Here is a 22,923-nt window from a genome sequence, read left to right as displayed (position 1 = left end):
CAACAGTGGACAGGGAGCCTTCCCAGGGAAGCGGGGATCAGGGCCTGAGGCCATCCCAGCCGGTCGCGTCGGCGTCGCGGAGCAAAAAGGTGCCGATAGGAGAGGTGATGGGAGAGGTCAGTTGAAAATCTCCCCGCTCTTGGGTGAGGCCCACCGGGCGACTGGGAAAGGCCACCAGAATCCCTTCCAGGCGCAGCGACTCGGCTACCGGATCGTAGGCCAGGCGCAGCTCAAAATCCCGCAGGTCGCGGCGGACTTCCACGCGGCGGATCCCTTCTTCCGTCAGGCCCAAGCGCAGCCGCCAGTGATTTTGCCATCGCGTGCCGAGGGTGGCATCCAGCTCCAGACCATAGGTAGAGATCTGGCCCAACCGGGGATCGTAAACCGCCTGCAGCGCATAGCTGATCCCTGGTTCATACACCTCCAGGCCGGAGCGTTGATCCCGGTTAAACGTGGTGCTGCTGCGCCCCCAATATTCCAGACGGATCGGTTGCAACTGCCCTTCGTTGAGGTCGTAGGCCGTCTGCAACTGAATGTTGAACAGATCGGGAGCGGTGTTCCAGGTGAAGTTGGCGTTGAGGGTATCCCACTTCTGGGTGATGAAGTCGTAGCCAAGGCTGGTGTCCAGGCGCACCAGGTTTTTCACCTCTGCCTGCAGCTCCTGCAAGTTGCGGGAGGCAATCGCTGCCAAATCCTCCGGGGTATCGTCGGGGAAGGTCAGGGCTATCGGCAGCTCGCCGGGCAGGTCATCTTCAAAGGCAATGTAGCCTGGGGGCACATCGGGTAGGGGATCGCGGGGCGTAAAGAAGCTGATGTTGGCATTGATGCGATCCACATCTTTAGGGCTGGTGGAGAGGGTTTGGAAGGGCACAGAATTGTTGCCGTAGAAGGTGCGGCTGTAGCGCAGGTCGATGGTATTCCAGTCGGCAGGTCTGAGACTGAGGCGAGGGTTGAGGCTGACGGTAGACTCCTGGTCAGGAGTGGAGTAGAGGACTTGGGTGTAATCGATAGAACCCGGCATGAAGGTTATCCAGGGAGCCGGTTGAATATCGTTGAACTGGAGGCTGGAGCGCAGCTCGTAGCGATTGAAAAAGTGGAGACCTGCCCCCACCTCTTGATCCGGCTGTTGCTCTTGAGTCAGGGTGAGGGCGCTGCTGAGGGCAATATCGGGCGTGATGCGAATGAGGTCGGGGTTAAAGGCCAGCTCGAAGTTGCGACGCGGCTCGTTGTCGCCATTGGAACTGCTGTAGGCACGGTAGGCCAGGCGATAGGTACCTCCCCAACCGGGTGGGGTCAGTTGAGTGCCCAGCGTCAACCGCGCATCGGCAAAGTCGGGGCCATCTTTGACGCTCACCCGCTGGTTGTAGTCCAAGCGCAGATCCGATTGCAGCCAGTGCACGCCCCCGTAGCGCTGAGTGTGGCTGAGGGTGAGGGGGAAGCTGTAGATGCCCCGCTCCTGGGATCCGGTGCGGCTGATGTTGAGGGTGGTGGTGGAGAGATCCCCCTGAAAGGTGGCGTTGAGACGCAGATCGGCGTTGTCGTTGCGCCCGCCGGCAGGACGGTAGGTGTTGTCCAGGTTGAGGTTGAGCTGCCCCCGCAGTTGGCCTTCCTGCCCAAAGAGGTTGGCAGCGTAAAAGTCGAAGTTGTGGTCGATGCGGAAACGGCTGGAGAAGCGCTGTTGGTCGGCTTCGGTAACCAAGTAAAACTGGGCTCGCCCGTAGTTGACGCTGTCCGGGATGGGCAGGATGTAGTCATGCAAGAAACCAATGCCCACCCCTTTTTTCTGGATGGCATCCAGCCGCAGGCCGCCGAAGTTGTATTCGTCGAAGCGGTAGGCCCAACTGGATTTGACAAACACCCCCTCTGTCTCGCTGCGCCCCGGCAGCACCCATTGGTGATCTCGCAGGCTGTAGATGAACAGGGGGAAATAGGCGATCTGAAGGCCCGCCCGCAGATCCCCTGCTTCTGTCAGCTCGCCGCCGGCAAACACGCGGGCGTCGTAGACGATCACCCGGTCATCGGGAAACACCTCCACCCGATCCCCTTGCACGTAGTGGGTGATGGGTGGCTCTGGCGAGGTGGTGACGGTGGCTTTCTCGAAAAAGATCTGATCCCCCAAAATGGCGGTGGTCTCTTGGCTGCGCACAAAAACCTTGGTGCCCGGCTCCTCCCCCGGCAGAATGACCAGCGAGCTCTCAAATTGGGCGGTGCGACCGGGGATATCCAGATCCAAATTTCGCCCTTCGATTTGCCGGATCCCGCGCCCTTGGGGGCCAGGGGGCTGCTCCATGCGAAAAGGGCCCTCGCTGCGCAGGCGTCGCTCCCGCCGATAAAACAGCAGCCGGTCGCCGGTGATGCGGGTGCCGTCAGCCAGTTGGATCAAGGCGTTCCCCTCGGCAATGCCCAGGTCTTGTTCGGCGATGTAGCTGAGCACATCCCCACTCACGTTGATTTGATCCGGGTCAAGGGGAATTTGCCGCTGCGCGGTGGCCGAGAGCTGCTGGCGGATTTGGGATCCCTGGCTAACGTTCCCTGTCGCCGAGACGGCATCTGCCCCGGTGCCCAGATCCCGCAAAAGGGGGAACTGCTCCAGCAGTTGAGGAGCCAGGGGTGAGCCCGCAGTGGGGACAAAGGCTTCCCTGCCCCTTTGAGTGGCCATGGGGGATCCCGTCAGCCCCGACCCAGGGGTGGCCTCTGCCAACAGGACACCGCCCAAATCCAAGCTCCCACCGGCTTGGGAGATCAAGGGAGGAACCGTCGAAGCTGGGATCCGATTTAACCTTGCCTCTGAACCGGCTCCACCTTGCAGTTGGGCCATAGCCCGGTTTTCGCCATTGGATTCCGATCGCGTTAGCGGGACGGAGTCCTTGGTGGGGCGCAGCCAGGGTTGCTCTTCCACCTGCAGGGCTTCAGCCTGAGAAGTCATGGGCTGGGAAAGCCGAAGGGAGTTCAGGCTGGGAACTGCCGCGGTGGGCGTCGCCGGTGAAGGGGGTTGGGGAGAAGGTGTTGCCTGGGCCTGCTGCGCCTGTCGCCGAGCATGGGCTGCTGCCCCTTCGGCCAACAGCCGTTGTAGCCGCTGTCGGTTCAGTTCTTCTGGCGTGAGGGGCTTTTCAGGAGAGTTGGCAAGGGGAGGGGATCCAAAGTCTGAAACCGGGGCCGTAGGGGGTGGGGTTGCCGCAGTCAAGGCTGTAGCAGGCAGAGAAGATTGCGCCTCGGCCAAGGTGATGGGCTCCTCATCGGCGGCAGCCATCGGTTCTGGGCTGGAAGCCCGGCGGGCCAGTTGCAGGCGCTGAGCAAGTGTTTGCGCTGACCGAAAGCGCTGGTAGCCCTCCAGAGAGAACTCCGTCCCGCCGACGCCAACAGTGGGCAGGGGGTCCAACTGGGCGAAGACGGCCTCCCCCGTCCCCAACCACAGGGAGCCGCCCCAGCAAAGAGCCAACCACTTTGCCCAAGGGCTGAAGTCAGGGGGGAAGTTGCAGGATTTCACCGTAAAAACCGCCACAGTAAAGAAAGGCCTACCCCACCGAAAATCATATTCGGCAACCAGGCAGCCAGCCAGGGATCGATGTGCTCAACTCGACCCATCGCTCGTCCCAGGCTCATCAGTACATAGTAAATAAACACCAGAACAATCGCTAGCGCCACGCCGCCGTAGCGCCCCGTTTGCCGCACCGTTTGCAGGCCCAAGGGGGCAGCCACCAAGATGGCGAAAAAGCTGGCCAAAGGAATGGCGAACTTGAGGTGGTATTCCGTCAGGCAGCGAGCCACATCGGCAGAAGGACGTTGCTCCGCTCGATATCGCTGGCACTGCTCCCACAGCTCCCCCGCCCGTTGCTCTTGGGGCACTTTTTCCGCGTACACCAGGCCCACCAGTTTGTTGACGATGTTTAACTCCATTTCTTCTACCTGGCCTTCATAGTAGGTGCGCCCCTGCTCGTCATAACGGCGGATCACCACATCTCGCAGTTGCCACGATTGGCCCACCTGCTGCGCGGTTTGAGCGGAGATCACCTGCGGATAGCGCAGGTGGCCGGTCTCAGCTTTGCGATCCAGGATCAACAAATCCTGCATCAAGCCGGTCTTCGGGTCAATCGATCCGACATGAAACCAGAGATCATCATCCACCCGCACGATCTCTTCTGGATTAAACAAAAGAGCATCTTGAGCCAAGATGAGGTTCTTGTTCAGGATTTTCACCTTTTGGTTGGTTTCCGGCACAATCACTTCATTGGTCAACAGCGCCAAGCCGCTGATCAGCAGGCCAATACAGAGCACGGGGATAAACACCTTGCGGTAAGGGATCCCGGCAGCACGCAGGGCGGTGATCTCGCTGTCGGCTCCCATTTTGCCCAGGGTGAGCAAGGTGGCAAAGAGGCCGGCAATGGGAAAGGTGACCACCAAAATGGCGGGCAAATTGAGGAGGAGAATGTGCAAAATGGTCAGGGGAGGGGCGCCCTTTTTCACCAGCAGATCGGCGTAGATAAAGAGCTGGTTGCCCAGCATCAGCACCGTCCCCCCGGCCACTCCCAGAAAGAAGGGGCGAATCATCTCTTTGAAGAGATAAAACTCCAAAAAGGCAGCTCCCAATCTCAGGGATCCCCAAAAGCTGCCCGCTTGAGCAGGGGTTCTGCGCAGTTTGCCCTCGGCGAGTGGAGCCGTCATGACATCACCTCGGATCACAACCTCAGCCAAACCTGGACGATCAAAAACCACAGATGGCTCCCCGAGGGGGGATCCCATCAGAGGGCGTCGGTGATGCGAAACTGAAACATGCCCTGCTGTTGCCCGTCCCCTTCGACGGTGTATTCATCTTGTTTTATGTTCAGGGTGACCAGCTTGCCACTGAGGCGATTGGCGCCCCGGCACATCTGATCCAGCGCGTTGCGGCCCGGCAGAGCTTGGGTGCTCTCCCCGGGAAGGCGGCCGACCTCTCCCCGATCGCAGAGCACCACAGGAGCCTGTTCGGCGCTGATTTTGAAAATTTGTTCTCGGTCAAAGTAATCGGCGCGATCCCCTTCGATGGCGCGGTTGGCCTGCACAATAACCACATTGCCAAAGAAGCGGGCATCGCCGCTGGCTTGGTCGATCTCCACCCGGTCGGCGTAGATCACCGTCGGCTGATCCACATCGGCCTGGGTCTCCGGGTTTTGTAGCCGCCGCGCCAGCCACTCCCCCTCGATCTGCTCGATCACCACCTCTCCCCGCAGCTCCACTTTCTCAGGGGTGATGGTGGCCTGGTTGGCCTTGGCCCTGCGCCCCCGCTGGATGAACTGGACGGCATCGCTAAACTCGGAAGTACCGGTGCGGGAGTTGTAAACCAGGCGGGCAGCCCGCACTTCGGTTTCGGCTTGGCGCAGTTCTTCCGTCAGGGATCCCCCGCCGGGCGTGGGGGTAGAGGCAGCCATCTGCCGGTAAAGGACGTTCTCTTCAAAGAAGAAGATCTTGTCGCGGTGGTTGCCCTCTAGGCGGGCTGAGGTGAGCACCCGTCCGGGCTCTTCCAGGGTGACCCCTCCGGTCAACAAACTTTGGGATTCGCGGCGGCGGTAGGTGCCCTGGGCCGACCGGATGATGGTTTCCCCCTGCTGGATCTCCAGGTTGCCTTCCCCTTGGGCAATTTGCGTGTTGCGGTCGTAGGTGAGGCGGTCGGCAATGATGGTGACTTCTTGATCCTGTTGGTCTGGGGTCGCCTCCGGGCCGGGGGAAGCCTGGGCCAAGCGCAGATCGGCCAACAAGGGATCCCGGCTGCTGTCGCCGGCCACCTCCTGTAACACCACGCCGCCGGAGAGAATGCTTTGGGCCTGTTGCCGCAGGTAGGTGCCCTGGGGAGCGCGAATTTCGATGCCACGTTCGCGAATGCGCAGGTTCCCTTTCCCCTGAGCCACTTGTTGGGTGCGGTCGTAGGTGATCTGGTCGGCGGTGATGGTGATGGAAGCGGGATCCGCTGCAGCACTGGCCACCCACTGGGAAGCGCTGGCGGGATCGGTCGGGGGGGCGGCTGCCGGGCTGTCGGTGCGCAGCACCACCAGCTTGCCCTGCTGAGCGCTGAGAAGGGCAAATTGAAAGTTAAACGAGCCAGAGCGGCCCTGCAACACCATTTCCCGGCCTTTGAGGGTGAACTCCGCGGGCACCTCGATGCGTTCTTCGGGGGTGACTCTCAGGGCGCTGGTCAAGAGCAAGCTGCCATCGTCGCTCCTCACCTCCACCTCGCCATCCAAATACAGCTCGTCGGCGGTGGCATTGTAGCGGGCTCGCTTGGCCCGCCAAGTCATCTGCTCGCTGCTATCAAAAAAGGGATCCGGCACCCCTTCCTGTCGGTCGGCGCTTTCTCCGTAGAAGTAGCCGTGCGCCCCCTGCTCAAATACCTGTTGCCCGGCTGCCAGATCCACCTGCTCGGCAATCAACCGCCAACGCTGATGGCCTCCCCGACGACCCAAGATGTCTACCCTGCGGCTGACCGAGAGGGGCTGATCGGGGGAAGGAGACTCCACCTTCACTTCCTCGATGTCGATCGACAAGGCCCAGCCCACCAAAGCAGCCAAGATGCTGCTCCCCAACAGCGCCACCCCCAGGTTGGAATTGAAGAATCGCCGCATCCTGTTTTCGCTGCCGCCTCACCTCGACCCGAACTGACCACTCCCCTTGGAGCCAACGCTCTGAGCTAGCACTCTAGGCTGTAGCTTATCCCATTTTGCCGGCTGCACCGGAGGGATCCCGCGCACACCTAGCCTTAAGCCGACTTTTCAGCCTTCAGCCATAGCGGCTGAGGATGAACCCTAGCCCCAGAAACAGCCCCAGCCAAAAGTGGAGGCCGACGGCAATGAACTTGGAATGGCTAATCCGCTGCGGCTGGTCATGGTAAGCCCCCAGCAGGCGGGAGAGCCGCACCGCAAACGGGATCCCCGCCAAACTCAGCAGGGTCCAAGCCGGAAAGATCCCCAGCCCCACAAACAGCAGCATCAGGCCAAAAAGGCTGCCGCAGAGCCAGGGGATGAGGCGAGCCGAGCGCAAAGTCCCCAGGCGGGCCACCGGCGAGCGCTTGCCGCAGGCTAGGTCATCCTGCACTTGATGGAAATGGGAACAAAACAAGATCAAGCTGGTCGCCATCCCCACCACCAGTGAGGCTGCCAACCCCGGCAGCGACCAGGCCTGGCTTTGGCTGTAGTGGGCAGCCGAGACCGCCAGCGGCCCAAAGCTGAAAAAGCAGAGGATCTCCCCCAGGCCCTGATAGCCCAGGCGCAGGGGCGGCCCCTGGTAGGCATAGCCCAGCCCACAGGCCACCAGCACCAACAGCAGCACCGTGGGATCCGATTGCCGCCAGCTCAGCCACAGGATCCCCAGCAGACCCAGGGCCAAAAAGGCATTCCCCACCCAAAACACCTGCCCCGGCTTGCCCGTCAGGTTAACCAGGGAGTGGAGTTTGTTTTTGTCCACCCCTGTCTGGGCATCGAACACGTCGTTGCTGATGTTGACCCAGGCCAAGATGCAGATGGCAGCTCCCCAAAACACCCCCAAAACCCCCAAATCCAGTACCCCTGACTGGGCATAGGCAATGGCGGATCCCACCCAGATGGGCATGATCGCCACGCTGTACATGGGGGGCTTAAGGGCAGCCATCCACAATTGCCGGCGAGAGCGGCTGCTCCATGCGGCCTCTGCTGCTGGCTGCACTTGGCTGACATCTGGATGCATGCGAATTCTCCTTGGGGAGCAAGCCTGCTCTGGGGCCTGTCTCTGGATCTGTCTACAACCATCTGCTCTGTAGGGTAGAGCGCCTGAGAAAGCATCCCCCAGGATGCTAAGAAACTTTGCAGTCCGTGAAGAAGCTCCTCAGATCTGGCCCCCAGAAGCTCAGGCTGCCGGCCCTTCTCCTAATCTCTTATCCTAAAGTCATCTTCTGCCGGTCTCCATCGACAGGTGTCCTGTTTTCGGCCAAGGTGGGATCGTCTTCTTTTTCTTGCGCATGACCTCTTCTCTTTCCCCTTGGAATGCCCACGGTACGCTTGAGTGCCTGGAGTGGCCGAGAGCATGGCCGCCGACTCGCACTTCTACCTGGACGGACGAGGCGAGGGATCGGCGCCACTGGGATCCCTTCCTAACCGCCTGCCAACAGATGGCGCGGGCGCGGGGCGTGCCCCAAATCCTCAGCTTGTCCCAGCCCATCCCAGAGCTGGATCCGCTGGCGGTGCTGGCCCAGAAGCTGGGTTCTCTCCCCACGAACCGATTCCCGAGCTACTGTTATTTCTCCCACAAGGCCCGCGGGGAAAGGGTGCGGGTGCTGGGGTGGGGATCCCTGCGGCGGGTCGATCTCTCGGGAGAAGGGGGCTTGCAGGCGGCGCGGATTTTTGTGGAAGAGCTGCAGCCCCATGTCCATACCGCTTGCGTCGGCAGAATGGAGCCCTCTGAGGTGGGGGGATCCCCAGGCAGCCGGCAGGAACGCCCTCTGTGTTTCTGTCGCCTCAGTTTCAGCCCCAGGAGCAAAGGGGGGGCAGCGCTGGTGCTGCCACGTTGGCAACTGTTGCAGGTGCCAGACTCCTGGGGATCCCTGACGGTAGCGCGGCTCAATCTGGAAATTGCTCCCGAAAGTGACCTAGCAGCTTTGGCCGGGCAGATCACCGCCTTTTTTGCCCAAATGGAGCGCCTTTCTCGATCCCCCTTGCCCTTGTGGGAATTGCAAGCTCCCGTGCCGGTGGAGGTGGAGGAAGCTGCCCTCTTGGGGCGCATCCAAAAAGCCCTGCAGGCGATTCGGGCGGGATTCTTAGAAAAGGTGGTGCTGGCAGAGGCTGTGGATCTGCACTTGCCTGCCTCGCCATCGATCCCGCCTCTGCTGGCTTATCTGGAAAAGCATCATCCCGATTGCAGCATCTTTGCCTTCGCCGCTCGCGCTACTCGGACGGAGTCCCTGGGGGCAGACAGGCGGGGGAGTTCGCCGGCCAGTCCTCTCCCTCTGACCCAAGAGGGGATCTCTCCCCAGGTTTTCTTGGGGGCCACTCCGGAGCGCCTGCTCTCTGTGTGGCAAGGTCGGGCACAGATCGATGCCTTAGCCGGCTCTGCAGCCCGTGGAGCCACCAGCCACCAGGATCAGGTGCTGGCCGAGAGGTTGCTTTGCAGCGCCAAAGACCGCCGAGAACATGAGTGGGTGGTGCGCTCGATCCAGGAGGCTCTGGGTCGGTTGGGGATGGATCCCTGCATTTCCCCTCAGCCTCGGCTGCTCCGTTTGGCCAACATCCAGCATCTGCAAACTTTGATCGAGGCCGAGCTCCCCGCCGATGTGCATCTGTTCGACCTGCTGGCCCAGCTCCACCCGACGGCGGCAGTGGGAGGGTATCCCCAGCAGGCGGCGCTGCAGTGGCTGGAGCGGTTGGAACCCTTTGATCGCTCTAGCTATGCTGCTCCTTTGGGCTGGGTAGATTTACAGGGCAATGGCGAGTTTGTGGTGGGGATCCGCTCCGCCCTGATTCGGGGGGATCGAGCCCGTCTGTATGCCGGTGCCGGGATTGTGGCCGACTCCAACCCAGAGCAGGAGCTGGCCGAGATTCGTCTGAAGCTGCGCTCTCTGGTGCAGGCTCTGGCCCTACGCCCTGCGGCTCTCCCGCTCCCAAGCCTCTGAGAGAGGGGATCGAGAGGGTGTTTCTGCCGCCACTGCGCGAGGTTGATACGAACCGCTCCACGAACCGCTACAGTGAGAAAGCTGGTCTTTAGATTGGCCTCGGTGTTCTCTGCGGCATGGCGACCCTAAATCCCACCCATCCCCCTCGTATGGCCGGATCCCGCGCGCAAGTGGGGCTTTGGCCCGGCCTGATCCAGCACTATCGGGAATGGCTCCCCGTCAGCGCTAGCACGCCTGTGGTCACGCTACATGAGGGCAACACGCCCCTGGTGCCTTCCCCGGCTTTGAGCCAACGGCTGGGGCGAGACTGCCAAGTTTACCTGAAGCTGGAGGGCCTCAACCCCACCGGTAGTTTTAAGGATCGGGGTATGACGATGGCGGTGTCCAAGGCCAAAGAGGCCGGAGCAGAGGCCGTGATCTGCGCCAGTACCGGCAACACCTCGGCGGCTGCCGCTGCCTTTGCAGCCAAAGGGGGTCTGCGGGCCTATGTGCTGATCCCAGATGGCTATGTGGCCAAGGGCAAACTGGCCCAAACCCTGATGTATGGGGCGGAGATCATCGCCATTCAGGGCAACTTCGACCAAGCGCTGGCCATGGTGCGGCAACTGGCGGAAACCTACCCAGTGGCTTTGGTGAACTCGGTTAACCGCTTCCGCTTAGAAGGGCAAAAAACCGCCGCCTTCGAGGTGGTGGATGCTTTGGGGGATGCCCCCGATTGGCTCTGTATCCCGGTGGGCAACGCGGGCAACATCACCGCCTACTGGATGGGGTTTTGCCAGTATCGCCAGCAGGGCAAGGCTACCCGTCGCCCTCGTCTCTACGGCTTCGAGGCTGCCGGTGCTGCTCCCATGGTGTTAAACCGGGTGGTGGAACACCCAGAGACGGTGGCCACAGCCATTCGCATCGGCAACCCTGCCAGTTGGGTGAAGGCCAAGGCGGCAGTGCAGGTGAGCGGCGGCCAGGTGGATAGCGTCACCGATGAGGAAATTCTGGCGGCCTATCGTCTCCTGGCCGCAGAGGAAGGGATCTTTTGCGAGCCGGCCAGTGCAGCCTCGGTGGCAGGATTGCTGAAATGGCGAGAGCAGGTGCCTGCCGGGGCACAGGTGGTGTGTGTGCTGACGGGCCATGGCCTCAAGGATCCCGACACGGCTACCCACCAGGGATCCACCCCCATCCACACCGGCGTTGTCCCTGAGCTGTCCGCTGTTGCCCGTCTGATGGGTTTTTAGGAGAGTCGATAAGTCGATACCGGTCAGGCAGCCTGCGACTTCATGGGCTCCGAGCAGGCCAAAATGAACTGGTCGATCTCCAGCAGGATGCGTTCTGCCTCGGCCAGAGAGGCCGGTACGCTTGCCAGCACCTGGGCATCTACTTCCGCAGCCTGCTCCGCTTCTTGCAAGAGGTTCATCGAGTCATGGCCGAGCAGGAGCTCCAGCTCGTTCAGGGTTACCATGGCCAGTTGCTGTTCGGCTTGATGGAGCTTATTTCGTAAAGTCTGAACTTGTTCGGTTTGCGCCTTCAGCCCGACTTCCGCCTGCTCCGCGCGAGACATAGCCAGTTGTGCAGCCTGCTGGGCCTCATCCCGCTGAGCTTTCAAGAAGGCCATCTCTTGCTCCAATTGGGCCAATCGCTCCTGCAGGCTGTAAATGTGCTGATCCCGGTCTCCCAAAGCTCGCTCTAGCTCGCGATTTCGAACTTCCATCTGCTGACGAGCTTCGTTCGCTTGGGCTAGCTGTTCCGCCAAGTTTGCCATTTCCTCTTCCACGTTGGTAAGCCGACTCAAGCGTTCCAAAACCTGAGCATTTTCCGCTTCAAGTTTCTCAATCAGCGCTTGAGCGCTCAACAGTTCTGCTTTGGTGGAGTCCAGCTCGCCACAGACTTGATCGTAGTTGGCGATTAGCTCGCCAAGCCGGGCTTCTTTGGCTTGCAGTTCTTCTCGCAAGGAGTTCATCCAGCGGTCGCTCTGCTCAATCCGCTGTTGCAAGAGCGGCAGTTGAACCAGAGCTTGTTGGGCAGCACTGAAATAGCCAAGGAGTCGTTTGAAGTGGCGCTGTAGGTGGCTGTGGGACTGATCCAATTTGTCGAAGGCTTCGTTGAGAGAGAGATAGGCCTCGCACAGTTTCATGTAGCGCCGAGCCACAGAATCAGGATGATCCATAGGGTTATAGAGTCCAGGTGGGGGTGCCGTGTCTATTTTATGCTGTTCATTCTATTGGCCAAGCCTGGAGAAGGAGGCATTTGATACAACAACTGGGGGCTTAATTTTACTTTAATATCCGGTGCCCCAATCTCTCTTGCGAGCCAAGGCCAAAGATTCTGCCCCAATACAGCTTCAGACGTTACCCACAGGCTACACAGAGACTAAAGCAGCTCCTCAAAAGCAATTGAAATCTTGTCTTGACCACACAACCGGTTCATCTACATATTTAGTGTTCATGAGAAGATGCCCACGAGCTCTAGCGCTAGATGTGCTGCAAAAGTAGGGCTCTTCATGGCTCAAACCGGCTGCGCATTGGGGATCCCTAGCTTCTCCAAATAGGCGGCTGCCCGCAGCAGTTTGGCTTCTTGATAGGGGGCGGCCACCAGTTGTACGCCAAAGGGCAGGGATCCGCTCTCGCGCAACGGCACTGAAAGCACCGGCAGGCCGATAAACGAGAGGGGCTGAGTGTAGAGGCCGAGGTTGGGCCGAGTGAGAACCTCTACCCCATCGATCACCATCTTCTCTTGGCCGAGCAAGGGGGCAAAGCAGGGGGTGGCGGGGGCGATGAACAGATCGATCTCCTGAAAAATGGCCTGCACCTGCTGGCGGTACCAGCGGCGAAAGCGCTGCGCCTGCAAGATCCAACTGGCAGGCAACAGGGCTCCGGCCAAAAAGCGATCCCGGGTGGCCGGATCGAAGTCGTGGGGGCGAGTTCGCAGGTTGGGCAAGTGCAGGTTGGCTCCCTCAGCAGCCGTGATCAGGAAGGCGGCGGCACGGGCGCGCTGGGCTTCCGGGATCCGCACAGTCTGGCCGACCCCCAAGGCTTGGGCCACCTTTTCTACCCCGGCCAAGATGGGGGGCTCTGCCCCTCGGGCAAAGTAATCATCCGCCACCGCGATGCGCAAGCCCTCGATCCCCTGCCCCAACTGCCCAAAGGTGGGATCCACAGGACGCCGGGTACAGACGGGATCTTGGGGATCCGGCCCTTGCATAACATCGAAGCTGAGGGCAATATCGGCCACCGAACGGGCCAAGGGGCCCACGTGGTCGAAGCTGGCGGCAAACAGAGCCACCCCTGCCCGCGACAGACGGCCATAGGTGGGCTTGAGGCCGTAGACGCCACACAAAGAGGCCGGTACCCGAATCGAGCCGTTGGTGTCGCTGCCCAGGGCAAGGGGCACCAAACCTCCTGCCACCGCTGCTGCCGAGCCGCCAGAGGATCCCCCCGCACTGCGGTTGAGATCGTGGGGGTTGTGGGTGGGGCCGTAGTGGCTGTTTTCGGTGACGAAGCCATAGGCATACTCGTCCATATTGAGGGTGCCCACCAAGATCGCCCCTGCCTGCTTGAGACGAGCCACCACTGTTGCATCTTGGATGGCCGGGGGGTTCTCGCGGTTGATTACAGAGCCAGCTAGGGTGGTGAGGCCGGCCACGTCAAACAAGTTCTTGACGGCAAAGGGCACCCCTGCCAGCGGGCCCACCGGGATCCCTTGAGCCACCTGTCGATCCACCTGCTCCGCTGCTTGCAGAGCCGATTCCTCCAGCACGGCTGTGAAGGCATTGAGCTGGGGATCCCGCCGGCGAATCCGCTCCAGACAGGCGGCCACCACCGCTTGGGCACTCACGGATCCCTGGCGGACAGCCCTGGCAATGGAGACCGCGTCGGCGCTGCCGAGAAGATGGGGATCGCCGGTCATACTTGCGAGTCAAAGGTGGGAGCTGGCTCAACCGTCGGCGGCAGTGGGAACTCCAGCACCTGCTGAGCAATGGGCAAAAAGCGGGCAAAGTTTTCGATCACCCCTGCTCGGTGGTCGGGATGCAGGGGCAGTTGCAGCAGTTGGGCCATCTGGTCGACGTAGGTTTCCGGATCCCAGGGTTGCATGGTTCTAGGGTCAGCAGGCCGGTTGCGGCAAAGATACCACAAGCTCGCCTGCGAACACCACCAGGCAGCCTCCAACAACAAGACCGTCGTTGGCTAGGGAGCGGCCATCTGCACAGCGTTGCCCTGCAGCGACCAGAAGCGCTCGTTGGGCAAGACAGGACGGGTTACCGCTTGCCGTTCCAGCTCCTCCAGAGCGACGCGGCGGCTACTTGCAGAGCTATTGGCGGCAGCGCTGGCCTGTAGGCGTTTTCGGAATAGGCGCAACTGCTGCTGCTCCGCGGCGGGAGAGACATGCTGGGCAAAGAGGGGATGCAAGACCTTCTCTTCCTGCTCAAACTGGGCCCGCAGTTTCCGATAGAAGTGAAGGGCAGCAGAGGGATCCACCTGCTGGGGAGTGCGCTCTGATTGGTGCAAAAAGCGCGTCAGCTCCGGGATCTGATCCCGCAGATGTTGCTCCAGCCGCTCAATTTGGTCGCTAAGGTGGGGATCCGCCTGGAGAGCCGACCTGAGCAGGGGGTAGAGAACATGGCGCTCCAGTTGAATGTGGCGGGAGAGGCGCTGTCGCAACCTTTGTACACAGAGGCGTCGCTGCTCCAGATCCAACTCCGGCGCTCGAGACAGGCGAGTCAAAAACTGCAGGATGACGCGGTGCTGTTCAGCACAAAGGGCAACCAGCGTACCGGCAGAGGCTGAAGAGGACATGGCATTCACAGCAGAAAAGTTTCATCCTAGCTTAACTTTGTCAAGAAATGGTGGCTTGCGTAAGGGTACGGGAATAGCGCAGGTGTCTTGGATACACTCGGGCAGCAATCCTGGGAAAAGTTGTCCAGATCTAAACTCCGGCAACGCCACTCTCTAGGCTTGCACAGGCCAGCGGCGTTTCCAAGCAGAAGTGGGCTCCAAAGGGGATCCCTGCTGTTCCCGTTGGCGTTGCAGACGGATTTGCGCTCTATCTCCTTTCAAGGTGGGATCCCGGTAGGGCACGGCAGCGCGAGTTTTCAGGTGCTCCCACTCCATGGGGGAAAGAGGCGGCAGGTGGTCAGGTTGGGGCGAGGCCACTGTCCCCGGCCAAGGACGACCTACCGGGGGAGTAGAGCCGATGAAAAGCCCTGCTTCCAACAGAGCCGCTCGCACCGCCGCTGCACAGGAATAGGTGGCCAAAATGCCGGTTGGTCGCATCCGTTCAGCCACGGCCCGCAGGAAATCCACCGTCCACAGCTCTGGGCAAACAGAAGGCGAGAAGGGATCCAAAAACACCGCATCTGCCCACCCCAGCGGCACCTGCAACACCGTTTGCCGGGCATCGCCCCACAGCAGCGTTCCGCGCCAGCGCTCCGATTGCCAGGATCCCTGTTCAATCCAGTGTTGCCATTCTTGCCCAAAGCTCCAGGTGGATCCCACCCCCGCCTGCCAAGCCTGGCGAGGCACTTCCGGGGATCGCTCTAGGCCGATTACTTCTACAGAACAGTGGGGCCGGATTTGCCAAATGGTTTCTAGGGCAAGGCCGGAGTTGTAGCCCAAGCCAAAGCAAATATCCAAAAGGCGAATGGGCTGGGCGGGATCCCGCTCCAAAGGCAGCCGATCCAGCCGGCAAGGGCGGACAAACTTCTCCAGAGCCTCCTGAGCGGCACCACTGACGTTGTGAAAAGCCTGTCCAAACTCTTCCGAGAAAAAGGTCAGGGATCCATCCCCTGTGGTCAGCACCTGCCACCGAGTCTCCATTGCCTGCTGTTGTCTCTATTTTCAGTTGGGCGATTCTTTGATAGCTTGAGAACGTTGAGATGTGTTTCGCAGCTCACCGGCAGGGCTCTCGACATCCCTGAGTAGGGAGGATATTTCAACAGCTATGTCTCTACTGGATTGGTTTGCGGAACGGCGCAGACAAACCTCTCTAAACCTGACAGGTAGCAGCCCCTTCGACAAAGAGCGTCAGGTGAGAGAAATTGCCGATGGCCTCTGGCAAAAGTGTCCTGCCTGTGACACCCTGACCTACACCAAGGATCTGCAGCAAAACTGGCAAGTTTGCCCCAGCTGTGGGCATCACCACCGCATTACAGCCCCAGAGCGTCTGGAACAGCTTTTGGATCCCGGATCCTGGCAGCCCCTGGACGAACACCTGGCTCCCACGGATCCCCTGCACTTTTTCGACCAAAAGCCCTACTCCGAGCGCTTGGCCACCTACCAGGAGCGCACCCAGCTCAAGGATGCCGTCCTGACAGGGTTGGGAAGCCTGGAAGGGATCCCGGTGGCGATTGGGGTGATGGACTTTCGCTTTATGGGCGGCAGCATGGGCTCGGTGGTGGGAGAGAAGATCGCCCGCCTCACGGAACGGGCCACCTGCGATCACCTGCCCTTGATCCTCTTTTCGGCTTCGGGGGGGGCCCGCATGCAGGAAGGGATCCTCAGCCTGATGCAGATGGCCAAGACCTCAGCCGCCCTACAAAGGCACCGCGACGCCAGACAATTGTTCATCTCCGTGCTCACCCATCCCACCTATGGCGGGGTAACCGCCAGCTTTGCCATGCTGGGAGATTTGATCCTGGCCGAGCCGGGCGCGCAGGTGGGGTTTGCCGGGCCCAACGTAATCGAGCAAACCATCGGCAAGGGCAAGCTGCCAGAAGGCTTCCAAACCGCCGAGTACCTGCTGGCCCAAGGGCTCATCGACGCGATTGTGCCCCGTACTGAGCTGCGCAAGCGGCTGGCCCAGTTGCTCTCTATGCACCGTCCCCGTTTGCACATGTCCCTTCCCTCCATAGACTCGGAGGCTTTAACCCTGCAACCTATGCTGTAGGTAGATCCGCCTAAGATGCGGAATTTGTGGCCGAGGCCGGATCCCTTCCCTGCGGAGGGTGTAGTCATTAGTGGAGAGATATTGGGTTCCATCAGACTTCTCTCCGGCTCCTGGGGTGGGGGGGCAGGTGTTCTGGGATGGAGCCGTACTGTCCCCTGCGGATCTTCCAAGATTTCCTGGTGCGAGGCAGCGGATGGTGTTAAGGTGGGGCATGAGGTCTTGACCGGAAACGATGAATTTTAAGCCGCGCATCCGTACTGCTGAGACTCCACAAGGGCAAAAACTGGCGATTGTGCCGCTGGAGGGTCGTTTTGATGCCAAGGCTGCTTCAGAAGCTCGGCAGTTGCTCCAGCAAGTTATAGATTTCGGTTACACCAATATGTTGATCGATATGTCGTCGGTCACTTTTATGGACAGCTCTGGGCTGGGGGTGTTGATCTCTGCTTTGCGCAAGTGCCGTGCTGCTGGGGGCAACCTCAGCCTCTGTTGCGTGCCGGAAAATGTGGCCCTCGTCCTCAACCTCACCTCTATGGAAAAGGTATTGACCTGCTTTAGCGACCTGGAGACCGGCATTGCCAACTTTTCCAGCGCTCCCACTGCTCGTTAGGCCGACATTAGGCCTTACTTTTGGGGATCCCCCGATGCTCTTTTCAGCCCATCAGCGAATTCTGGTGATCCCTCTAGCAATTTTCTCAACAATCTTCAGCCATGCCCCAGACCGGCCTCGATACCTTTCAGCTTCTCTACCAGCACCACCGTGGCCCCAGCTTCTGCGAGCGCATGCTGGCAACAGCTCCTGGGCGCTTTAACGAGGCGTTTTGGCAGTTCTGGCAGATGCACATCGAGCCCTGTCTGCCTCCTGCACCGCGCTTGTTGGATCTGGGAACCGGGCCGGGGTTTGCTCTGGGTCAGTGGGCGCAACGCTATCCCGGAGGACACTTCATCGGGGTGGATGTGATGCCCTACATGTTGGAGCGAGCGGCGGCAGATTTGAAGGGGATCCCTGGAGTCCATTTGCTGCAGGCCGACCTGCACGACCCTCACTTGCCGCTTGAGGCCAACAGCGTCGATGCGGCTCAGGCAGTGGTGGTGTTGCACGAGATGGTTCAGCCCTTGCGCCTGTTGCAGGAGGTGCTGCGTCTGCTCAAGCCGGGGGGGCGATTTTTGCTGGTGGATTGGGTGCGCGCTCCTCTCAGCCTCTACTTCGACGCCGATACAGAGGCCCAACTCTTCCAGCCCGATACCCCTTTGGAAACACTGCTGGATCAGTTCACCCACTTCTGCGAGCACAATCGCTTTAGCGCCGAAGACCTGGCGTGGTTGTTGGAGAGGGTGGGTTTTGCGGTGGTGGCTCAGCAGCTCTACAACCAAGATCGCTTTGTGCGACTTGTGGCCGAAAAGCCTATCTCCTGAATGTCTGTGCTGACATTTTCCCCACCGCTAAAGCCGGGAGATTCTTTCTTGCCGCTCCACGCTCCTCGCGCTTCATTGCAACTTGCTTTCACTATTTTCGCTCATGGCTGCAGGGATCCGATGGTCAGGCTGCGCCTGGGCAAACACCTGCACTTCAGTGCTCATTTTGCGCAGTTGGCGGGCCAACTTGATCGCCTTGTCACGGGGAAGGGGCGGGCTCACCACCGCCGGCAGACAGCGCAATAGGGGTTTCAGGGCCGTCTTGGGCAGGCGTGCGTAGAACGATAAAGCTGAAAGGATCTCATCTTCAAAATAGGGGTTGCGACACTCCAAAAGGCGCACTTGATACAACTCTGGGGGCAGAGGGCGTCCTTGGGTCAGGCGAATCAGGGATCCCACCGTTCCCATCACATAGAGTTGATCGCCTTCTTTCAACGGGGTCTTGCCCTCTTTTTGCCAGATCTTGGGAAAAACACAGGGCTTACCCGGTCGGGAGCGATGCAGCAAGATCACCAGGTCATAATCCTGGGCCAGTTGGTGCAAGGATAGCCCCAGGTAGTGGCAATGGGCAGAGACCTCCAGCAGCGTCACCAGCAGAGTTTCCCCCTGCCAAGCCAGAGTGCCGTAGACGGATCCCACCAGTGCTGCTGTGGCAAAAGCCCGTGCCCCCAACCCGGTAGCACTGTAGCTGATCCCCAGCGTCTGCATGTGGCGCTGCATCCGAGCGGCCAATTCGGGATCGGTAACCCGCAAAATGGTGCGGATCCCCGGTTGCAGGCTGTGGGCCGTCAGGGCCGTCTCCAGGTTGGTGAGATCGTCAGGGGTGGTGCAGATTAGGCAGCGGCTGCCCTGAATGCGAGCCTGTTGCAGCGTGCTTGCCAGGGCGTAATCCCCACGAATCACCACTGCCCCCTCCCGTTCCGCCGCCTCCAGCAGAGGGTTCTCGGTATGAGGATCCACAGCCACCACCTCATAGCCCATCTGCCGCAACAACTGCAGCACCAAATAGCTCAGCCGCCCCAACCCCGCTATCACCACATGGTCTTGTTTGGGCATGCGGGCAGCCTGGCCCAAGCCAAAGCGACTGCTCACCAATTTGTCGGTCACCAAGCCGTAAATCAACCCCACCAGGGCGGCCCCCACCAAGGTCATCATCACCGCCAGCACCTTCGCCCCCAGCGGCGTTTCCGGCTGTTGAAAAGCCTCGATATCCCCGTAGCCCCCTGTCAGCACCACAATCGTCAGCAACAGCCCATCGAAGACGGGTTTGCCGATCATCCTGAAATTGATCACCCCCAGCACCAACATGGCCCCCAGGGTGAAGGTGAGGGTGCGCACGATGGGCTTGACCTGCAGGAGTCCCTGCACTCCCCTGTGCAGCCAAGACACGAGGGATCCCTGCCCCAGCAACCTGCCTTGCCGTTGTTGTCGCTTATCCTGCACCTGTTCGCTGGCCCAGCGCTGCGCCCGTGAGGAGCCCCGTCGCCCGTTGCGTTCCAGCAGTTGCAGGTAGGCTCTGGGGTTGCAAATGACCAAAATGCGATCCCCCTCCAGCAGCTCTGCCTCGTGGTCAAAGTCGTCGAAAACTCGCTGCTTGGAAAAGTCGGAAAGCCCATCCACCGGGTAATGAAACAGCACCCGCGCCCCAAAAGTTTCCTCCAGCTCCGAGAGGGACATATGCAGCAGGCGGGAGTTGTATCCGATGGTCAGCTCCACCACGTTCCAGAGGCTGGTCTCTTGGTCTGAGACGAAATAAGCCGGATCTGCCAGCTCTGGCGGGAGTGTGGCCGGCTGGGCTTCCAACTGGGGCAGCTCAAAGTAGCCAACAAATTCGTCGGAAACGGCCTTGAGGGCAAAAGCCGGGGCAGCCAAAGCCGCCACCGATAGGGAAAAATGCTGCGGCAAAACCGAGTCGAGATAGCGGGCAAGGCTGTGGTTGAACAGACGCGAGACGACGCGCACCTGTGGGTTGAGATCTCGAATCAGCAAAGCCAGCTCAAAGTTGGCTTGGTCATCGTCCTCCAGCAGCAGCGCCACCCTAATCCGCTCGATCCCAGCCCGCTGCAACACCCCCGGTTGGCGGGGATCCGCCTGTAGGTATTGCCACTGTTCTTCCAAATGAGGGGGCAGATCGGGAGCAACTACTACAGCGCGATGTCCAAAAGCTTCTAGGGCTTGGAGAGTGAGCTCCACCAAATCGTTGTAGCCGCAGACCAGGATAGAGACACCTGGATCCCTGCCGTTCTCTTGCACCTGTGCATGAGGCGATCTCGAAAGGGAGCTCACCATAGCTCTGTCATCTACCCTGCTCCCTTTATACCCGAAGCCTCTTCAGCTTTCGCGAGTGCTGTCAATACCGCTGACCGCAAAGCCCTGGGTAGAGACCCGTTGCTCAACAAGACCGGCTGCGTTGCTGGCCATCTCAGGCGCTGTCGAGGACAAGGGGAAGCCACCCAGTTTCATCCCAAAGGGTGAGAAGTGAGAACAACTCCCAAGAGCTTGACCTGGTACTTGAGATCTCCTATCATTGCCTCAAGGCAAAGTTCTTGAATAAAAGTCTCAATAAGGTTGGCCCAAGATAAGAGCCAACAGAGTGAGGCTTGCGGGGACTGTCTTTGTCCTTTGGGCTTGGCTTTCCGGTGCTTTCTCAGAGAGAGCCTGGCCGGTGGAGCTGTGTCTCTTGAGATGTTTTTGAACTTAGGAGTTGGGTATGCGCTTATCGCGACGGCAATTTGTCAGTGGAGCCACGCTAGGTTCTGCGGCTCTGGCAGCAGGGTCTCTTCTGCGTCCGGCCCATGGCGCCAATCGGGAAGTGAACCTCTACACCTCGCGGCACTACGGCACAGACGAGAAATTGTACGAACTTTTCAAGCAGAAAACGGGCATTACCGTGAATTGGGTGCAGGGCAACGCCGATGAGATCGTCCAGCGCATCCGCAGCGAGGGATCCAACAGCCCCGCCGACATCTTCATGACGGTGGATGTTGCCCGGTTGTGGCGCGCTCAGAACGAGGGCTTGTTTCAACCCATCCAGTCGGAGACGCTCTCCAAAAATATTCCCGAGTCTCTGCGGGATCCAGAGGGGTACTGGTTTGGCCTCACCAAGCGGGCGCGGGTGATCATGTACAACAAAGACAAGGTGGATCCCAAGGAGTTGTCCACCTATGAGGACTTGGCAAACCCCAAATGGCGGGGCAAGGTGCTCACCCGCTCCTCCAGCAACGTCTACAGCCAATCCTTGACGGCCTCGATCATCTTGGCCCACGGGATCCCGGAAACAGAGCAATGGGCACGGGGTTTAGTAGCCAATTTTGCTCGTCCGCCGGAAGGGGGAGACACGGATCAGATCAAGGCCGTGGCCGCCGGAGTGGGAGATGTGGCTCTGGCCAACACCTACTATTTGCCCCGTTTGATCAAATCCGACAATCCAGAAGATCGCGCCGTAGCCGAGAAAATCGGCGTCTTCTTCCCCAACCAAGAGGATCGCGGCACCCACGTCAACATCAGCGGGGCCGGCATTCTGAAAACAGCTCCCAACAAAGAAGCGGCCATCCAATTTTTGGAGTTTCTCTCCGGGCCAGAGGCGCAGGCCATTTTTGCCCAGAGCAACAACGAGTATCCAGTGCTGCCAGGGGCCGAGATCGACTCGGTGGTGGCCAGCTTTGGCACCTTTAAGGAAGACACGATCAACGCTGCCAGCATTGGCCGTGTCACCCCTGATGCGTTAAGAGTCATGGATCGGGCAGGTTGGCGATAGGGGTTGGGATCGCCCAGAGCGCCGGGGTGGCCGAGAGTCTTCTTCATTGGCTCCCCGGCATGGCTTATGGCTCGGCCATAGATCAAAGCCAAGCCTCAGATTTTGGTCTTGAGACGTGACATACTCCCGCACTCATGCTGACGTATAGATAGAGAGCGGGCTTTCGGTAGCCCTGTAGTTGGCAAGCCAACCACGTTCGCGAAGCCAGCCGTAGGCTTAGCCTCTGGGCTGGTTTACAGCAGCCCCCAAAAGCGCGATCATATTTGCCCCATTCAAGTCCGCATTCCCTTCCCATCCACAATGCTCACACTCAAACTTCTTCTCACTGCGATAGGATCGCGCAGGGTCGGGATGGATGTGCAGACACCGGTGGCAAGTTTGGGATGTATAGGCAGGCGGAACAAGAATCAGAGAAACCCCTGCACGCAGAGCCTTGTACTCTAGAAACTGTCTCAGTTCTCCTTGCCAGACAGCCGTTGCAGCAGTTCTCTGCATCTGCGCCGCCAACTGCGTGTGCCCTTACCGGCTTTGCGTTGGAGTACCGCCCTCAACCGCAAGTAGTGGTCTCGGACTCTGTTCAACTGCTGTCCATTCCAGTTGTCCCCCTCTGACGTATGGGCAATATCCGTCCTGCCCAAATCCACCCCCAGCACCCTATCCGTGCGTTGCGGTGGGGACGGCTCCGTTTCCACACAGATTTGAATGGAGTAGGAACCGTCTTTGCGCTTGACCAGAGTGGCCGATTTGGGATTGGAGCCTGCCAACTGTTCTCTCTGGTAATGACCAATTGCCAGCTCAAAGCGTTCTCGACCCTCCACCGTGGTCAGCGACACCGTCCAGTCTTTCTCGCGGAACGAAAAGAGACGAGCATCATAGGTAGCAAAGCCGCCCTTGAACGCTTTGACCGGGCGGTTTTTCTGTTGTGCCACCTTGCGGGCAGACGCTGTCTGTCTGCAGACCTGTTGAGCCAAATTACTGGACAAGCCGAAACAGGCACGGATTTCGTGGTAGCACAGAGATTGGAGTTTGACTGCGTTAACTACCTTCTCGGGTGTGTTTTGGTTACCCAGTTCAACGCCTGGAGGAAAGCATCCAAGGTCGCATCCAATTTTGCGGCTTGCGACTCAGACACCTTGAGCTTGCAGGAAACGGTCAGGACTTGGGTCATGGCCTTGTTATATTGTATTGATATTGATTATTGTATTCTCCTCGGATTCTTCCCGGCCCTCGACCTGCGGGCAGAAGGCGGGGCTCCTGCGGCTTCTAGCTGAAG

16 protein-coding genes and 1 pseudogene are annotated in these 22,923 nt (G+C 59.8%); 6 read left to right on the top strand and 11 right to left on the bottom strand.

Annotated features, from left to right (window positions below; genetic code table 11):
* Positions 1 to 37 precede the first annotated feature (37 nt).
* From NW849_RS00625 to menA, 4 genes are all read right to left on the bottom strand, one after another.
* Positions 38 to 3,439: a hypothetical protein gene (locus NW849_RS00625; protein WP_414355476.1), complete on the bottom strand. Its 3,402-nt coding sequence runs from the start codon at positions 3,437 to 3,439 to the stop codon at positions 38 to 40.
* Positions 3,440 to 3,483: 44 nt separating this feature from the next.
* Complete coding sequence (locus NW849_RS00620; protein WP_414355475.1) at positions 3,484 to 4,662, bottom strand: LptF/LptG family permease; 1,179 nt, start codon at positions 4,660 to 4,662, stop codon at positions 3,484 to 3,486.
* Positions 4,663 to 4,739: 77 nt separating this feature from the next.
* Positions 4,740 to 6,593 carry an LptA/OstA family protein gene (locus NW849_RS00615; RefSeq protein WP_414355474.1) on the bottom strand — a complete coding sequence of 618 codons (1,854 nt, stop codon included), beginning with the start codon at positions 6,591 to 6,593 and terminating at the stop codon, positions 4,740 to 4,742.
* 154 nt (positions 6,594 to 6,747) lie between these two features.
* Complete coding sequence (menA, locus tag NW849_RS00610) at positions 6,748 to 7,614, bottom strand: 2-carboxy-1,4-naphthoquinone phytyltransferase (protein WP_414355508.1); 867 nt, start codon at positions 7,612 to 7,614, stop codon at positions 6,748 to 6,750.
* A 346-nt stretch (positions 7,615 to 7,960) separates the two neighbouring features.
* On the opposite strand from menA, the gene NW849_RS00605 reads away from it, so the two are divergent.
* Positions 7,961 to 9,607 (top strand): isochorismate synthase, encoded by a 1,647-nt coding sequence (locus tag NW849_RS00605; protein WP_414355473.1) that lies wholly within the window; start codon positions 7,961 to 7,963, stop codon positions 9,605 to 9,607.
* A gap of 149 nt (positions 9,608 to 9,756) precedes the next feature.
* On the top strand, positions 9,757 to 10,836 hold the full coding sequence (thrC, locus tag NW849_RS00600; RefSeq protein WP_414355507.1) for a threonine synthase: 1,080 nt from the start codon (positions 9,757 to 9,759) through the stop codon (positions 10,834 to 10,836).
* Between the two features lie 23 nt (positions 10,837 to 10,859).
* Here thrC and NW849_RS00595 read toward each other — a convergent pair whose 3' ends face one another.
* The 5 genes from NW849_RS00595 to NW849_RS00575 form a co-directional block, all read right to left on the bottom strand.
* On the bottom strand, positions 10,860 to 11,765 hold the full coding sequence (locus NW849_RS00595) for a hypothetical protein (RefSeq protein WP_414355472.1): 906 nt from the start codon (positions 11,763 to 11,765) through the stop codon (positions 10,860 to 10,862).
* Positions 11,766 to 12,103: 338 nt separating this feature from the next.
* Entirely contained in the window at positions 12,104 to 13,504 is a 1,401-nt protein-coding gene (locus NW849_RS00590) for an AtzE family amidohydrolase (protein WP_414355471.1), read from the bottom strand.
* Positions 13,501 to 13,689, bottom strand: coding sequence for a DUF4089 domain-containing protein (locus tag NW849_RS00585; protein WP_414355470.1), 189 nt, complete (start codon positions 13,687 to 13,689; stop codon positions 13,501 to 13,503). The genes NW849_RS00590 and NW849_RS00585 overlap by 4 nt, the downstream gene beginning before the upstream one ends.
* 93 nt (positions 13,690 to 13,782) lie before the next feature.
* A complete protein-coding gene (locus tag NW849_RS00580; RefSeq protein ID WP_414355469.1) occupies positions 13,783 to 14,391 on the bottom strand; it encodes a hemerythrin domain-containing protein in 609 nt (202 codons plus the stop codon).
* Positions 14,392 to 14,544: 153 nt separating this feature from the next.
* The gene (locus NW849_RS00575; RefSeq protein WP_414355468.1) at positions 14,545 to 15,411 is read right to left on the bottom strand and encodes a tRNA (5-methylaminomethyl-2-thiouridine)(34)-methyltransferase MnmD; all 867 of its coding nucleotides are present in this window, start codon (positions 15,409 to 15,411) and stop codon (positions 14,545 to 14,547) included.
* Between the two features lie 124 nt (positions 15,412 to 15,535).
* Here NW849_RS00575 and accD point away from each other — a divergent pair, with 124 nt between their 5' ends.
* The 3 genes from accD to NW849_RS00560 all read left to right on the top strand — a co-directional run bounded on the left by accD (position 15,536) and on the right by NW849_RS00560 (position 17,893).
* Positions 15,536 to 16,480 carry an acetyl-CoA carboxylase, carboxyltransferase subunit beta gene (accD, locus tag NW849_RS00570; RefSeq protein ID WP_414344447.1) on the top strand — a complete coding sequence of 315 codons (945 nt, stop codon included), beginning with the start codon at positions 15,536 to 15,538 and terminating at the stop codon, positions 16,478 to 16,480.
* Positions 16,481 to 16,712: 232 nt separating this feature from the next.
* Entirely contained in the window at positions 16,713 to 17,087 is a 375-nt protein-coding gene (locus NW849_RS00565) for an STAS domain-containing protein (protein ID WP_414355467.1), read from the top strand.
* A 101-nt stretch (positions 17,088 to 17,188) separates the two neighbouring features.
* Positions 17,189 to 17,893, top strand: coding sequence for a class I SAM-dependent methyltransferase (locus tag NW849_RS00560; protein WP_414355466.1), 705 nt, complete (start codon positions 17,189 to 17,191; stop codon positions 17,891 to 17,893).
* A 72-nt stretch (positions 17,894 to 17,965) separates the two neighbouring features.
* Here NW849_RS00560 and NW849_RS00555 read toward each other — a convergent pair whose 3' ends face one another.
* Positions 17,966 to 20,146: an NAD-binding protein gene (locus NW849_RS00555; protein ID WP_414355465.1), complete on the bottom strand. Its 2,181-nt coding sequence runs from the start codon at positions 20,144 to 20,146 to the stop codon at positions 17,966 to 17,968.
* A gap of 451 nt (positions 20,147 to 20,597) precedes the next feature.
* Between NW849_RS00555 and NW849_RS00550 the strand changes: the two genes are divergently transcribed.
* Entirely contained in the window at positions 20,598 to 21,650 is a 1,053-nt protein-coding gene (locus tag NW849_RS00550) for a Fe(3+) ABC transporter substrate-binding protein (protein ID WP_414355464.1), read from the top strand.
* An 82-nt stretch (positions 21,651 to 21,732) separates the two neighbouring features.
* Here NW849_RS00550 and NW849_RS00545 read toward each other — a convergent pair.
* A pseudogene (locus tag NW849_RS00545) lies at positions 21,733 to 22,818 on the bottom strand (RNA-guided endonuclease InsQ/TnpB family protein).
* Positions 22,819 to 22,923: the final 105 nt, after the last annotated feature.

Source organism: Synechococcus sp. R55.3 (genome assembly GCF_047461975.1).
Classification (GTDB): Bacteria; Cyanobacteriota; Cyanobacteriia; order Thermostichales; family Thermostichaceae; genus Thermostichus.
This window is presented reverse-complemented; position numbering and strand designations above follow the sequence as displayed.

What these genes read in the sequence shown, in the direction of transcription:
- NW849_RS00620 (WP_414355475.1), bottom strand. Translation starts at nt 4,662, where the DNA reads ATGACGGCTCCACTCGCCGAGGGCAAACTGCGCAGAACCCCTGCTCAA.
- NW849_RS00615 (WP_414355474.1), bottom strand. Translation starts at nt 6,593, where the DNA reads ATGCGGCGATTCTTCAATTCCAACCTGGGGGTGGCGCTGTTGGGGAGC.
- menA (WP_414355508.1), bottom strand. Translation starts at nt 7,614, where the DNA reads ATGGCTGCCCTTAAGCCCCCCATGTACAGCGTGGCGATCATGCCCATC.
- NW849_RS00605 (WP_414355473.1), top strand. Translation starts at nt 7,961, where the DNA reads ATGACCTCTTCTCTTTCCCCTTGGAATGCCCACGGTACGCTTGAGTGC.
- thrC (WP_414355507.1), top strand. Translation starts at nt 9,757, where the DNA reads ATGGCCGGATCCCGCGCGCAAGTGGGGCTTTGGCCCGGCCTGATCCAG.
- NW849_RS00595 (WP_414355472.1), bottom strand. Translation starts at nt 11,765, where the DNA reads ATGGATCATCCTGATTCTGTGGCTCGGCGCTACATGAAACTGTGCGAG.
- NW849_RS00590 (WP_414355471.1), bottom strand. Translation starts at nt 13,504, where the DNA reads ATGACCGGCGATCCCCATCTTCTCGGCAGCGCCGACGCGGTCTCCATT.
- NW849_RS00585 (WP_414355470.1), bottom strand. Translation starts at nt 13,689, where the DNA reads ATGCAACCCTGGGATCCGGAAACCTACGTCGACCAGATGGCCCAACTG.
- NW849_RS00580 (WP_414355469.1), bottom strand. Translation starts at nt 14,391, where the DNA reads ATGTCCTCTTCAGCCTCTGCCGGTACGCTGGTTGCCCTTTGTGCTGAA.
- NW849_RS00575 (WP_414355468.1), bottom strand. Translation starts at nt 15,411, where the DNA reads ATGGAGACTCGGTGGCAGGTGCTGACCACAGGGGATGGATCCCTGACC.
- accD (WP_414344447.1), top strand. Translation starts at nt 15,536, where the DNA reads ATGTCTCTACTGGATTGGTTTGCGGAACGGCGCAGACAAACCTCTCTA.
- NW849_RS00565 (WP_414355467.1), top strand. Translation starts at nt 16,713, where the DNA reads ATGAATTTTAAGCCGCGCATCCGTACTGCTGAGACTCCACAAGGGCAA.
- NW849_RS00560 (WP_414355466.1), top strand. Translation starts at nt 17,189, where the DNA reads ATGCCCCAGACCGGCCTCGATACCTTTCAGCTTCTCTACCAGCACCAC.